Origin of the sequence: Bosea sp. OAE506 (assembly GCF_040546595.1) — a bacterium.
GTDB lineage: Bacteria > Pseudomonadota > Alphaproteobacteria > Rhizobiales > Beijerinckiaceae > Allobosea.
This window is the reverse complement of the sequence record NZ_JBEPOB010000001.1, coordinates 2,739,465-2,752,844: the sequence shown is the minus strand read 5'-3', so window position 1 is coordinate 2,752,844 and position 13,380 is coordinate 2,739,465. Positions and strand designations below refer to the sequence as shown.

General features: G+C 70.5%; 11 protein-coding genes. 8 read left to right on the top strand and 3 right to left on the bottom strand.

What is annotated here, in order from left to right:
* Positions 1-15: 15 nt before the first annotated feature.
* The gene (locus ABIE41_RS13390) at positions 16-3,483 is read left to right on the top strand and encodes a hypothetical protein (protein WP_192640892.1); all 3,468 of its coding nucleotides are present in this window, start codon (positions 16-18) and stop codon (positions 3,481-3,483) included.
* Between the two features lie 15 nt (positions 3,484-3,498).
* On the opposite strand, the gene fliP is transcribed toward ABIE41_RS13390, so the two are convergent.
* Positions 3,499-4,278 carry a flagellar type III secretion system pore protein FliP gene (gene fliP / locus ABIE41_RS13385; RefSeq protein WP_192640891.1) on the bottom strand — a complete coding sequence of 260 codons (780 nt, stop codon included), beginning with the start codon at positions 4,276-4,278 and terminating at the stop codon, positions 3,499-3,501.
* Between the two features lie 145 nt (positions 4,279-4,423).
* Positions 4,424-6,016 (bottom strand): flagellar biosynthetic protein FliO, encoded by a 1,593-nt coding sequence (locus ABIE41_RS13380; protein WP_192640890.1) that lies wholly within the window; start codon positions 6,014-6,016, stop codon positions 4,424-4,426.
* A gap of 224 nt (positions 6,017-6,240) precedes the next feature.
* Here ABIE41_RS13380 and flgB point away from each other — a divergent pair, with 224 nt between their 5' ends.
* From flgB to cckA, 7 genes are all read left to right on the top strand, one after another.
* Complete coding sequence (gene flgB / locus ABIE41_RS13375; RefSeq protein WP_192640889.1) at positions 6,241-6,651, top strand: flagellar basal body rod protein FlgB; 411 nt, start codon at positions 6,241-6,243, stop codon at positions 6,649-6,651.
* 57 nt (positions 6,652-6,708) lie between these two features.
* A complete protein-coding gene (gene flgC / locus ABIE41_RS13370; RefSeq protein WP_192640888.1) occupies positions 6,709-7,119 on the top strand; it encodes a flagellar basal body rod protein FlgC in 411 nt (136 codons plus the stop codon).
* Between the two features lie 14 nt (positions 7,120-7,133).
* Positions 7,134-7,457, top strand: a complete 324-nt coding sequence (gene fliE, locus ABIE41_RS13365; RefSeq protein ID WP_192640887.1) for a flagellar hook-basal body complex protein FliE — start codon at positions 7,134-7,136, stop codon at positions 7,455-7,457.
* Between the two features lie 24 nt (positions 7,458-7,481).
* On the top strand, positions 7,482-7,748 hold the full coding sequence (fliQ, locus tag ABIE41_RS13360; RefSeq protein ID WP_192640886.1) for a flagellar biosynthesis protein FliQ: 267 nt from the start codon (positions 7,482-7,484) through the stop codon (positions 7,746-7,748).
* A gap of 80 nt (positions 7,749-7,828) precedes the next feature.
* Complete coding sequence (gene fliR / locus ABIE41_RS13355; RefSeq protein WP_192642764.1) at positions 7,829-8,587, top strand: flagellar biosynthetic protein FliR; 759 nt, start codon at positions 7,829-7,831, stop codon at positions 8,585-8,587.
* A gap of 6 nt (positions 8,588-8,593) precedes the next feature.
* Complete coding sequence (gene flhB, locus ABIE41_RS13350) at positions 8,594-9,661, top strand: flagellar biosynthesis protein FlhB (protein WP_192640885.1); 1,068 nt, start codon at positions 8,594-8,596, stop codon at positions 9,659-9,661.
* Positions 9,662-9,727: 66 nt separating this feature from the next.
* Positions 9,728-12,226, top strand: coding sequence for a cell cycle histidine kinase CckA (gene cckA / locus ABIE41_RS13345; RefSeq protein WP_192640884.1), 2,499 nt, complete (start codon positions 9,728-9,730; stop codon positions 12,224-12,226).
* 3 nt (positions 12,227-12,229) lie between these two features.
* On the opposite strand, the gene ABIE41_RS13340 is transcribed toward cckA, so the two are convergent.
* The gene (locus ABIE41_RS13340; protein ID WP_192640883.1) at positions 12,230-13,258 is read right to left on the bottom strand and encodes a DmpA family aminopeptidase; all 1,029 of its coding nucleotides are present in this window, start codon (positions 13,256-13,258) and stop codon (positions 12,230-12,232) included.
* Positions 13,259-13,380: the final 122 nt, after the last annotated feature.

Sequence of the window (13,380 nt, the reverse complement as noted above, 5' to 3'; positions counted from 1 at the left end):
CGTGAGTGTCCGGCTTTGCGTCTTCCGCGTTCCCTCGCCTTCGGCATCGGCCTGACGGCCCTCGCCGCCGCCGCCGGCCTCGGCGCGCCGGCGCTGGCAGCCAGCGCGACGCTGCGTGGCGAGGTGGTACCGCCGGGTTTCGGGCGGATCGCCCTCACCTTCGACGAGCCGACGCAGACGCGCATCCGCGTCTCCAACGGGGTGCTCGTCGTCGCCTTCGGTTCGAGCGTCAAGGTCGATGTGGCGCGGATCGCGCGCGAGCTGCCGAGCTATGTCTCGGTCGCCCGCGTCGATCCCGACGGGCGCGGCCTGCGCCTCGCCCTGTCCCAGCCCTATCGCGCCAATCTGATCGAGGCCGGCGAACGCGCCTTCATCGATCTCCTGCCGGAGAACTGGAAGGGCGTGCTGCCCGGCCCGCCGCCGGAGGTGATCGCTGAAATGTCGGAGCGGCTCCGCCAGGCCGAGAGCCGCGCCCGCGAGGCCGCCCGCGCCGCCCAGGCCGCGCGCAAGCCGCTCGTCCTGCGCAGCGCCAGCCTCCCGACGCTGGACCGCTTGAACTTCGACGTGCCGCCCGAGACCAAGCTGACCTCCGAACTCAAGGACGGCCTGCTGACCCTCACCTTCGACCAGCCGCTCTCGGTCGACCCTGCCGCGATCCGCAACGCGCTGCCGGAGGGCGTCGCGCTTCGGGGCCAGGAATCGGGGCGGTCGACGACGACCGTCGCGCTGGCGGTGCCGAAGAGCTGGCAGATCCGCAGCTTCCGCGACGAGGACGGGCTGACGGTCGATCTGCTGAGGCCGCCCGGCGCCAACGCCCCTCCCGATCCCGTGGCTGCGCTGATCGCGGCCGCCACACCGGCCGCCGACGCACCTCCGGCGCCCGCTGCTCCGGCCCCGGCAGCACCCGGTCCCGCAGCACCCGCCGCCGACAAGCCGGCCGCCCCGCCGGCACCGGCGCCCCCGCAGGCTGCAGCCGCGCCCCCCGTCGATCCGGTGCCGCAGCCGGTGCGGATCGTCGCCACCGCCAACCGGCTCGACTTCCGCTTCCCGCGCCCGACCGGTGCGGCCGGCTTCGCCGAGGCCGGCCTCGTCACTCTCGTTTTCGACACCCGCGACACGCTCGACCCCTCCGAACTGAAGGGCCTGCTGCCACAGCTGATCGAGGATTCGACCGTGACCCGCGAGGGCCGCGTGGTGCTCGTGCGGCTGCGCCTCGCCGGCCAGCCGCTGACGCGCCTCTTCGACGACGGCAACACCTGGTCGCTGGGCTTCGGCGACCAGAGCGTGAAGGCGGCCGAGCCCCTCGCCCCCGCCCGTGGCGTTGACGATCAGGGCCAGACCATGGTCGCCGTACCGCTGCGCGGCCTCACCGGCGTGCACTGGCTCGAGCCCGGCCCCTCCGGCCTGCCGGTCGCGGTCGCCACCGCCACCGGCCCGGTTCAGGTCACCGCAAAGCCCTATCGCTTCGTCGAATTCAGCCTGTTGCCGACCGCCCACGGCATCGCGGTGATGCCCCGCTCCGACGACGTCGTCGTCCGGGCCGGCACGGAGCAGGTCCGCATCAGCCGCAGCGGCGGACTGACCGTGACGCTCGACGTCGGCCAGCAGGACAAGGCCGGCGAGGCCGAGACGGCGGCCGATCGCACCCCGCTGATCGATCCCCCGACCTGGAGCAAGCTCGTCGTCGACGGCGTGCGCGAGCAGGAGCGCGTGCTGCAGCGCGAGGTCGCCGGCGCCTCCCGCGCCCGCAAATCCGAGACGCGCCTGGCGCTGGCGCGCTTCTATGCCGCCAACGGGCTGATGACGGAAGCCAAGGGCCCGCTGATGGCGCTGATGGCCGACGACCCGACCATGCGCAACAACCGCCAGGCGCTCTTCCTGAAAGGGTTCATCGCGGCGCAGATGCACCGGCATCAGGAGGCAGCGGCCGCCTTCGACGCGCCCGCGATCAAGGACGATCTGGAGACCGGGCTCTGGCGCGCGCTGGTGGACCAGCGCCGCGGCCGGCACGGCCCTGCCCTGCTCGGCTTCCGCAAGGCCGATGCCATCCTCGACCGCTACCCGGCCGATCTTCAGGCGCCGCTGCGCATCGCCAAGGTCCGCTCCGCTCTGGCGCTGAACGACGTGACGATCGCCGAGCGCGAAATCCAGACGCTCTCCGCCATGCCGGCCGACATCGTCGATCAGGAACAGCTCGCCTTGCTGCGTGCGATGGTGGAGGACGCGGCGGGCCGGCCCGACAACGCGCTCGCCGGCTATCGCCCCCTGTTCGAGGCCCATAGCCGCCCGGTCGCGGCCGAGGCGCAGCTGCGTGCCGTCCGCCTCGTCCAGGCGGAGAAGCGCAACGACATCAATGCCGACGAGGCGCTGGCGCGGCTGGAGACCGTCTCCATCATCTGGCGCGGCGGCGAGCTGGAGATCGAGGCGCTGGGCGAGCTCGGCCGCATCTACGCCGACGGCCAGCGCTGGCGCGACGCCTTCATGGTCGCCCGCCGCGCCAGCGAGAGCTTCCCCGAACATCCGATCACGCGGCGCATGCAGGACGAGACGGCCCAGCGCTTCGCCGATCTCTTCGGCGGCCGCGGAATCGACGACCTGCCCCGGATCGACGCCCTGGCGCTGTTCTACGATTTCCGCGACTTCCTGCCGATCGGCCGCCGCGGCGACGAGATCACCCGCCTGCTCGCCGACCGGCTGGTCGCGCTCGATCTGCTCGATCAGGCCAGCGACATCCTGCGCCACCAGATCGAGCGTCGCCTGAGCGGCGCGGCCCGCTCCACCGTCGCGGCCCGGCTCGCCATGGTCGATCTGATGAACAACAAGCCGGCCGAGGCGCTGCGGGCGCTGAACGGCACCCGGCTCGTCGAGCTGCCGGCCGACGTCAAGCGCGCCCGCCTGCTGCTCGAGGCCAAGGCGCTCTCCGACCTCTCCCGCACCGACCAGGCGCTCGACCTGCTCGAGGTCGAGCGCGGCCCCGAGATCGACCGCCTGCGCGCCGACATCTACTGGACCGGGCGGCGCTGGCGCGAGGCGGGCGAGGCGCATGAGCGCATGCTCGACGAGGCCTGGCGCGGAGACGCCCCGCTCAGCGACAGCCAGCGCGGCGACGTGATGCGCGCCGCGATCTCCTATGTCATGGCCGATGAGGGGCTCTCGCTCGACCGGTTGCGGAGCAAGTTCGCCACCAAGATGGCGCAGAGCACGGATGCGCGCACCTTCGCCTTCGTCACCGGGGCGAACCGCTCGAAGGCAGCCGACATCCGCGAGATGGCCCGCGCTGCCGCCGCAGCCGGCGCCGATACGCTGTCCGACTTCATGCAGGCCTATCGCGAGCGCTACCCGGCCTATTCCGCCGCCGCCCGCCAGAAGAAGCCCGCAGCGCCTCCCGCAGCCGAGGCACCGCCGCCCCCGACGCCGCCGGCCACACCGGCGGCCGCGGCCGGCGCGAATGCTCCCGCCCCCGCCCCGCCGGGACGCAGCTGAGGCGGAGTCCGCCCCTCAGCCGCCGTAACTCTTCACCAGCGAGCCGGCGACCAGCCCCCAGCCGTCGACGAGCACGAAAAAGATCAGCTTGAACGGCAGCGCCACCGTCACCGGCGGCAGCATCATCATGCCCACCGACATCAGGATCGAGGCCACGACCAGGTCGATGATCAGGAAGGGCACGAACAGCAGGAAGCCGATCTCGAAGGCGCGCCGCAGCTCCGAGATCATGAAGGCCGGCACCAGCACATGGATCTGGACCTCCTGCGGCGTCGCGGGCGGTGGCTCGCGCGACATCTCCATGAACAGCGCCAGATCCTTCTCGCGGACATGGCGCAGCATGAAGGTCTTGAACGGCACCACGCCGCGATTATAGGCCTCCGCCGGCTGGATCTGCCCCGCCACCAGCGGCGCGACCGCGGTCGAATAGGCCTCGCGCAGGGTCGGCGCCATCACGAAGCCGGTCAGGAACACTGCCAGCCCGATGATCACGGCATTGGGCGGAGCAGTCTGCGTGCCCAGCGCCGAACGCAGCAGCGACAGCACCACGACGATCCGGGTGAAGGACGTCACCATGATCAGGATCGACGGCGCCAGCGACAGCACCGTGATGACCGCGATCAGCTGCAGCGCGCGCTCGGCGACGCCACCGCCCTGGCCGAGATCGAGCGAGAGCGTCTGCGCCAGCGCCGGCCCCGCAGGCACGGCCAGCAGCGCGGCCCACAGGGCGAGCCTGCCGGTCACGGCGCGCGGGCTCCGCACAAGGCGGCGCCATCTCGCAGAGAAGCAGATCATGGTCCCGCACACGGCCGTGGTTGCGCCCGAATCAACCTGTCGGACTGCGCCACGCTAGAGCCGGCTTCGCCGCGCCAGCAACGGGCGCGGCGGCGTCAGAGTGCCGCGCGCGCCCGAAAGCTGTTGATCGCGCCGCGCGGCACGGTCAGCCCTTGGCCTTCGGATCGCGGCCGAGCAGGCGTGCGAACTCCGCCTCGATCGCATCCACCGAGAACGGATCGATCGCCTTGGGGTCGGCCGCAGGCTCTTCGGGCTTGGCCTCGGCAGGCTTGTCCTCAGCAGATTTGGCCTCGGCAGACTTGGGCTCTGCAGGCTTGGCCTCATGGGCCTCGGGCTCGACCGGGCTCGGCCGATCGAAATTCGTCGTGACAGCGACGGACACGGGCTCGATTACGAACTCCGGGGACGAGGCCGCGGCGGCAGGCGCAGCCGGCTTGGCGACGGGGCCAGCGGGCTCGGCCGCGACCGGCGACGGGCGCGGCGGCTCCGGCTCGGAGACCGGCGGCGGATCCTGCCGCTTGGCGGCCGGCGGCGTCACCGGAGCGACCGGCATCGGCGGCGCGGCGGCAGGCGGCCGGGCGTCGGTGCGTTCGGGCTTAAGCCCCAGCGCCATTTCGAGCTCGGCTTCGACATCGATCGGCATGGCGCGGCTCGCCGCGGCGGGCGCGGGAGCCTGGACGGGGGGCTGCGCCGGCGCGGACGACGTCACCACCGGCTCAGGCTTCGGCGGCGGCGGGACGACCGGCTTGGCGGTGTCCGCCGGCTTGGCCGCCTCCACAGGCTTCGCCGTCTCCGGAGCCTTGGCGACCTCCGGAGCCTTGGCTACGTCAGGAGTCTTGGCAACCTCGGGGGCCTTGGCAGCCTCCGGCTCCTTGGAGGGTTCCGGGGGCTTCACGGCCGGAACGGGCTCGGCGGGAGCAAACGGGCTTCCTGACGCCTGGCCCTGCGCCGGGCGCACGGCCGAGAACGGACGCTTCAGCGCCTCGTCGAGCTGGCGGGCCATATCGTCAAGCTCCACCGCGCTCGCCGTCGGGGCGGGCGCATGGTCGCGGGCGAAGTTCGGCGGCTGCAAGGCGGGTGCGGATGCGGCCGTCGCCGGCGACGGCTCCCTGGACAGGGCTGCGCCCAGAACGGCTCCGCCCGCCGCGGCCGCAACAGCAGCCTCGACGGCGCTGGCACCCTGGCTCTGGCGCGGCGTCTGGCGGACGGGCATTTCGACGGCGGGAGCCGGAGAAGCAACCGGCGCGGCCGGGCTGGTGGCGCGGCGCAGTTCCTCGAGGCTGTCCTGGCGAAGCGCATCCTGCCTCGCGGTCTCGGGCCTGCTAGTCTCCTGACGCGGCAGGTCCTGACGCAGCAGCTCGGGCGGAACCAGCGTGTCGAAGGGCAGAGGCCGGTCGCTCGGCAGCGGCTCGGCCTGGGTCGGCAGCGCCGCCCGCGCGCCGCTGCGCACGATGTTGGTTTCGACCACGACGTCCGAGGCGCCGCCGATCATCACCAGATGCTCGACATTGTCGCGGCGGATCAGCACGAGCTGGCGCTGGCGATCGAGGTCGTGGATGTCGACCACGCCGAGCCTGGGCTGGCGTGTGCGCCCCCCGCCCTGCCCCTTGATCCGCAGCCGCCCGTCCTTGATCTGCCGCGCGAAGAGACCCAGCAGCACGAGCAGGACGAGGATGACGCCAAATGCGATGACCCACTTCTGCGCGGTCGGGAGATCGAAGCCAAACAAGCTCTGCAAGGTCTGCCTCATAAGCGACGGCGGGGCCGGGTCCCGGCTGCCGGAATCCACCCGATGTTGAACACGCTGGCTATAGCATAGCGCCCGCGCTTTCAGGAAACATGGTGAATGCGTGGTTAACCACATCTCCGAAAGCGGGCCCCTTTAACCGCTCGTTAACCATGGGCTGGGCAATATTTACCCAGCGGATCGGCGCGTCGCGCCGGCATCGGAGGGGCGAGATCATGGCGAATTCGGCCCTCGGTACGGGCGGCAACCTGATGCAGGCGCTGAAGACGCGCATGCATTTCCACCAGTCCCGCCAGAAGGTGCTGGCCGAGAACGTCGCCAATGCCGACAGCCCGGGCTTCCGTCCGATGGACGTCAAGGCGCCGGCGGTCCGGGCCGGCAATGGCGGCGTGGGCGATGTCTCGCTGGCGCGCACCAGCGCCGGGCATATGGGCATCGGCGGCCGCAGCGACGGCTTCGACAGCGCCCGCGCCCGCCGCTTCGAGACCACGCCCAGCGGCAATGCGGTCAATCTCGAGGACGAGATGATGAAGGTCGCGCAGAACCAGTCGGACTATCAGCTCGCTGCCTCGCTCTACAGCAAGGGTCTCGGGCTGATGAAGATCGCCATCGGCAAGGGGCGCTGAAGAGAGGCGCTGACGCCGCGCAGGCGGCGCCGCGACGGAGCAAGGGGAACAGGCGATATGGATCTTCTCAAGAGCATCGCGGTGGCGACGTCGGGGCTGCGCAGCCAGTCCGGCCGCATGCGCGTCATCGCCGAGAACATGGCCAATGCCGATTCGGGCCCGGAGCGCGCAGGCGCCGACCCCTATCGCCGCAAGATCCCGACCTTCCAGCGCCGCTTCGACCGCGATCTCGAGGCGCAGGTCGTCGATATGGGCCGCGTCCAGCGCGACCAGAGCGCCTTCCGGGTCAAGTACGAGCCCGGCAACCCGACAGCTGACGCGACCGGCAATGTCCGCATGCCCAACGTCAACTCGCTGGTCGAGACGATGGACATGCGCGAGGCCCAGCGCAGCTACGAGGCCAACCTCAACCTGATCTCGTCAACGCGCCGGATGATCCAGCGCACCATCGACATCCTGCGCGCCTGAAGGGACAGACCGTCATGGCCACGCCCAGCTTCGCCGCCGGCGCCTATGCCTCCATCCAGGGGATGGGCGCGGGCAACCTGCTCCGCAAGCCGCAGACCGCCTCCACCTCGGAGAGCGGCGGCACCGATTTCGCCTCGCTGATCGGCAAGGCGCTCGAATCCACCGCCGATGCCGGCCGCCGCTCGGACGCCCAAGCGGCCTCCGTCGCCGCCGGCCGCGCCGACGTCGTCGACGTCGTCACAGCGGTCGCCGAGAGCGAGGCGGCGATCGAGACGCTGGTCGCCGTGCGCGACCGTGTCATCGCGGCCTATGAAGAAATCATGCGGATGCCGGTCTGAACCCGGCCCATCAGGACGATATCCATGACTTCCGGAGCCATTCTCGACGTCGCCCGCGACGGCATCATGGTCTTTCTCAAGGCCGGCGGGCCCTTGATGATGGTGGCCCTCATCGTCGGCCTCGCCGTCTCGCTCGTGCAGGCGCTGACGCAGATCCAGGAGCAGACGCTGGTCTATGTGCCGAAGATCATCGCCGTCTTCGCCGCGATGATGCTGTTTCTGCCGTTCATGGGCGACGCGCTGGCGGGTTATATGGGGCGGGTCGCCGTCCGAATCGCCACGGGCGAATGAGCCTGCCGCTGCCGTGCCTCGCCCTCTCCGGCGGCCCGGCCCCGCGGCGCCCCGAATGGCGACGAGGGCCCGGCGGCACGATGCAGATCGCGATCCTGCCCGAGATCAGCGCCGTCTTCGTGCTCGTCTTCGCGCGGGTCGGGACGCTGGTGATGCTCATGCCCGGCATCGGCGAGCGCTTCATCTTCTCGCGTGCGCGGCTCTCGCTGGCCTTCTTCATCGCCCTGATGATGGTGCCCATGGCCCGCCCGCTCGTCCAGTTGCCGGCCGGCGCCTCCGGCGTCGTCACGCTCCTGCTCGGCGAGGTGCTGATCGGCCTCGTGATCGGCGTCTGCGCCCGCTTCGTCATGGCTTGCCTGCAGACCGCCGGCACCCTGGTCGCGCAGACCATGGGCCTGGGCTTCGCGATGACCGTTGATCCGACAGGCGGCACGCAGAACCCCTCGATCGGCAACCTGCTGACCATGCTCGGCATCACGCTGATCCTGACCAGCGACCTGCACCATGTCGCCATCGTAGCGATCCATGAGAGCTACCGGATCCTGCCGCCGGGCGGCAGCCCGGAACTCGGCGACGTCATGATGCTGGCGGTGCGCGCCGCCTCGCAGGGCTTTTCGCTGGCGGTGCAGATCTCGGCGCCCTTCATCGTCTTCGGCCTGCTGTTCAATCTCGGCCTCGGCGTGCTCGCCCGCATGATGCCGCAGCTCCAGGTCTTCTTCCTCGCGGTCCCGGCCTCGATCCTCGGTGGCATGCTCGTCCTCTTCGCCGTCGTCGGCGTGATGATGAGCGTCTTCCTGGGCGATCTCGGCGGATTCCTGCGCCAGTTCACGGGGAACTGAGCGCCGATGTCAGAGGATGCCGACAACGAGGACAGAACAGAGGACCCGACCCAGCGAAAACTGGATCAGGCCGCCGAGAAAGGCGACATTCCGAGATCGCAGGAGATCGGCACCTTCTTCGTGCTCTGCGGCTTCACCCTGGCGCTGTTGGTCGGCGCCGGCTGGGCCGCCCGCGACAGCGCGCTGGCGCTGCGCGCCTTCCTGATGAACGCCCATCAGGTGCCGTCCGATGGCGCCGCCTTCGCCCATGTCGCCAAGCAGGGCGTGATGACCGGCTTTGCCGCGCTCGGCCTGCCCTTCGCCTTCATCCTCGTCGCCGCGCTGGCTGGCGCGCTGGTCCAGCACAAGCCGCTCTGGACCTTCGACCCGCTGATGCCGAAGTTCGACCGGATCTCGCCTATGGCCGGCGCCAAGCGCATGTTCGGCAAGGAGGCCTGGGTCAACTTCGCCAAGGGCCTGGCCAAGACCGGGCTGGTCGGCGCCGTGCTCTGGATCACGCTCTGGAACGAGCATGACCGGCTCGAGGGCTTCGCCCAGATGAACGTCGCGGCGCTGCTGCCGGCGACGCTCGTCCTGGCGATCAAGCTGATGGCCGCGGCCCTCGCGCTCTTCGCCGTGGTCGCGCTCGGCGATTTCGTCTGGCAGCGCTTCTCCTGGTACCAGCGCCAGAAGATGACCAAGCAGGAGCTCAAGGACGAGTACAAGAACTCGGAGGGCAATCCCGAGGTCAAGGCGAAGCTGCGCCAGATCCGGGCCCAGCGTGTGCGCAAGCGCATGATGGCGCAGGTGCCCAAGGCCACCGTCATCATCACGAACCCGACGCACTACGCCGTCGCCCTGCAATACGAGCCCGGCATGGCCGCGCCGCTCTGCCTCGCCAAGGGCGTCGACGCGGTCGCGCTGAAGATCCGTGAGGTCGCCGGCGCGCATGACGTCCCGATCGTCGAGAACGTGCCGCTGGCCCGCGCGCTCTATGCCAGCGTCGACATCGACGACGAGATTCCTGTCGAACACTACCAGGCGGTGGCGGAAGTGATCGGATACGTCTTGCGCCTGAAGCGCCGCCGCGCCTAACTCGCCGGGAAGCCTCGACTGACGCCGCCAGCGCGGCCCCATGCCAACGGGACGGACCACACCGCAATGGGCGGCACCACGACAGCGATCGATCGTTCCGACAAGCCGGGCCATATCGGCGTCATCCTGCTGGTCGCGGGGCTGCTCGTCGGCTCGGCGATCGCGCTCGGCTTCATCGCCAATGAATGGGCGCAGCCGCTCATCCTCGGGCTGCTGGCACTGCTCTCGGTGGTCGGCGTCTTCGGCCTCTTCGCCTTCGCCATCGGGCTGGTGCAGTTCTCCGGCCGCGCCGCCCGCAACGACCTGACCAAGACGATCGTCGACCGCGCCGACGAGGGCGTCGTCGTCACCGAGGGCGAGACCGCGATCGTCTATGCCAACGAGGCCTATCTGGCCCTGGCCGGCGCCCGCGGCGCCAGCGACCTGCGCCCCGTCAACAGCCTCTTCACCGGCCGCGCCGAGGTCTCGGAGGCGATCTACCGCCTGGCCACCGCCGCCCGCGAGAACCGTAAGCTGGTCGAGGAGGTGCGCCTCGAACCCGCGCTCGGCGGGCGCGGTGCGGTCGGCTGGTATCGCATCAAGGTCTCGCCGCTGCGCCGTGACGGCCGGCCGGCGACGCTCTGGTCGGTTTCCGACGTCACGCCCGAGCGCGAGCGCCAGGAGAACGCCTTCCAGGAACTCCAGCACGCGATCGACTATCTCGACCACGCGCCGGCCGGCTTCGTCTCGATCGACGCCGATGGCGAGGTGTCCTATCTCAACGCCACCCTCTCTGGCTGGCTCGATTTCGACCTCGCCCGCTTCGGCTCAGGGGGCTTGCATCTCGACGACATCGCCACACCGGCCGCCGCGGCGCTCGTCCAGGCCATCCGCGGCCATGCCGGCGACGTGCGCGTCGAGGTGCTCGACGTCGATCTCAAGCGCCGCAACGGCGCGCCTCTGCCCGTGCGCCTGCACCATCAGGTCGCCTTCGGCAGCGACGGCCGCGCCGGCCCCTCGCGCACCCTCGTGCTCAACCGCGCCCCCGGCGAGGCCGGCACCGACGGCGGCAGCGAGGCCGAGATCCGCTTTGCCCGCTTCTTCCACTCGACGCCCATGGCGATCGCCACCGTCGACCGCAATGGCGCCATCCTGCGCGCCAATGCCGCCTTCGCCCGCCTCACCCCCGGCGGGCCGCAGCCGGCCACGATCCTGGACCTCGTCGCCGCCGGCGGCGGGCTCGACCGCGCCCTGACCGAGGCGATGGAGGGCCGCTCCGAGATCACCCCGCTCGACCTGACGCTGGCCGCCGACGAGACCCGCTCGGTCCGGCTCTATCTCTCGCCCGTGGCGGCAACGGAGGATGGCGACGGCGAGCGCGCCATCATCTACGCGCTGGAGACCACCGCCGAGCGCAAGCTCAAGGACAATATCGACCAGGCCCAGAAGATGCAGGCGGTCGGGCAGCTCGCCGGCGGCATCGCGCACGACTTCAACAACGTGCTGCAGGTCATCATCAACGCCTCGGAGTTCCTGCTGGCGAGCCACCGCCCGACGGACCCCTCCTTCCCCGACATCATGCAGATCAAGCAGAACGCCTACCGCGCCGCGGCGTTGGTGCGGCAGCTGCTCGCCTTCTCGCGCCGCCAGACGCTGCGCCCGCAGGTGCTGGAGCTCGGCGACGTGCTGTCGGACCTCTCGCTGATGCTGAAGCGCGTCGTTGCCGACAAGGTCACGCTCGACGTCCGCCAGGGCCGCGATCTCTGGCCGGTCAAGGCCGATCTCGGCCAGCTCGAGCAGGTGATCGTCAACCTCGCCGTCAACGCCCGCGACGCCATGGCCGGCGGCGGCAAGCTCACCGTGCGCACGCGCAATGTCGAGCGCGCCGACTGCGCCACCTTCGCCCATGCCGCCCTGCCGGCCGACGACTATGTCCTGCTCGAGGTCGAGGATTCCGGCACCGGCATCGCGCCCGAGCATCTCGACAAGATCTTCGAGCCCTTCTTCACCACCAAGGAGGTCGGCAAGGGCACGGGCCTGGGCCTCTCCATGGTCTATGGCATCGTCAAGCAGACCGGCGGCTTCGTCTTCTGCGACTCGGTCGTCGGCCGCGGCACGATCTTCCGCATCTTCCTGCCCCGCCATGTTCCCAGCGAAGAGGAGATCGCCGCCGAGGCCGCGGTCAAGGAGGCGCCCAAGAAGGTCGCCGCGGACCATACCGGCGCGGGCGTCATCCTGCTGGTCGAGGACGAGGACGCCGTGCGCGCGCTCAACGCCCGTATGCTGGTCTCGCGCGGCTACACCGTCCACGAGGCGGCCTCGGGCGTCGAGGCGCTCGACATCTTCCTGGCCCATGACGGCCAGATCGACCTCGTCGTCTCCGACGTGGTGATGCCAGAGATGGACGGCCCGACGCTGCTCGGCGAGCTGCGCCAGCGCAACCCCAACACCAAGGTCGTCTTCGTCTCCGGCTATGCCGAGGAAGCCTTCCGCAAGAATCTGCCCGAGGGCGAGGATTTCCAGTTCCTGCCCAAGCCCTTCACGATGAAGCAGCTCGTCGAGACGGTGAAGGCGGCGATGGGGTAGCGCTCAGCCGAGCGCGTCCACCAGCGACGGGCGCGCATGCCCGTCCCGCCCGGTGATCGCGGGCGCCGCCAGCATCGCGTTGAGAACCGCCTCCTGCGTCGCCTCGGCGGCGGCGCGGAACGGCAAGTCGATCCGGCTCTCGTTGAGCATCGCCATCGGCAGGATGTCGGCCGCCTCGTGATGGGCGATGCGTCCGGCGGTGCTGAAGGCGACCGCGATATCGCCGCTGCCATGGCCCCAGAACGCCCCCAGCCGCGCCAGGCCCGCGCCGCAGCGACGCGCCACCCGCGTCAGCTGCCGCGACTCGAGCGGCAGGTCGGTTGCTAGTACGATGATGACCGACCCGCGCTCCGGCGTGGGGCGCGTCTGCACAGGCGGCACGGGCCGGCGCCCGTCGGGCAGGACGAGATCGCCGGCCGCGCCGAAATTGGCCAGCACGAGAACGCCCAGGGTGAAGTCGCCGCCATCCAGCCGCATCAGGCGAGAGGCCGTGCCGATGCCGCCCTTGAAGCCGAATGCGCTCATCCCCGAGCCAGCGCCGACCGAGCCCTCGGCCACCGGCCCATCAGCGGCGGCATCGAGCGCGGCATGTGCATCGGCTTCCGTCAGGGCCCGCGCGCGGATATCCGACAGGAACCCGTCATTGCACTCCAGCACGAGCGGATTGACCGTGGCGGTCTCGCGCCCGATGTCGGGATTGGCAGCGAGCGCCCGGCTCACCAAAGCGTCGAAGCCGGTGCCGACCGCAAGGGTGTTGCCGAGCAGGATCGGCGTCTCGATCTGGCCGAGTTCGGCGAGCTGCACCAGCCCGGCGCTCTTGCCGAAGCCGTTGATGACGTCGCAGCCCGCCCGCAGCTTCTCGCGGAAGAGATCGCCCTCATGCGGGAGAATCGCCGTGAAGCCGGTGAGAACGTTCCCGTCGCGCAGGCTGCGATGGCCGACGCGCACGCCGGCGACGTCGGTGATCGCGTTGAGCGGCCCTGGCGGCAGCATCCCGCAGATCAGCCCGTAATCGCTTGCGCGCCTGCCCATGCCCTCACTCCTGCGTCTTCGGCCGGCCGCATGCGGCGGCCCGCGGAGGACAGGCATAACCCCTCCTGCCATCTCCTGTCAGTAGGCGCGGCATGAGAACGAAGAAAGAACTTGCGAACGAG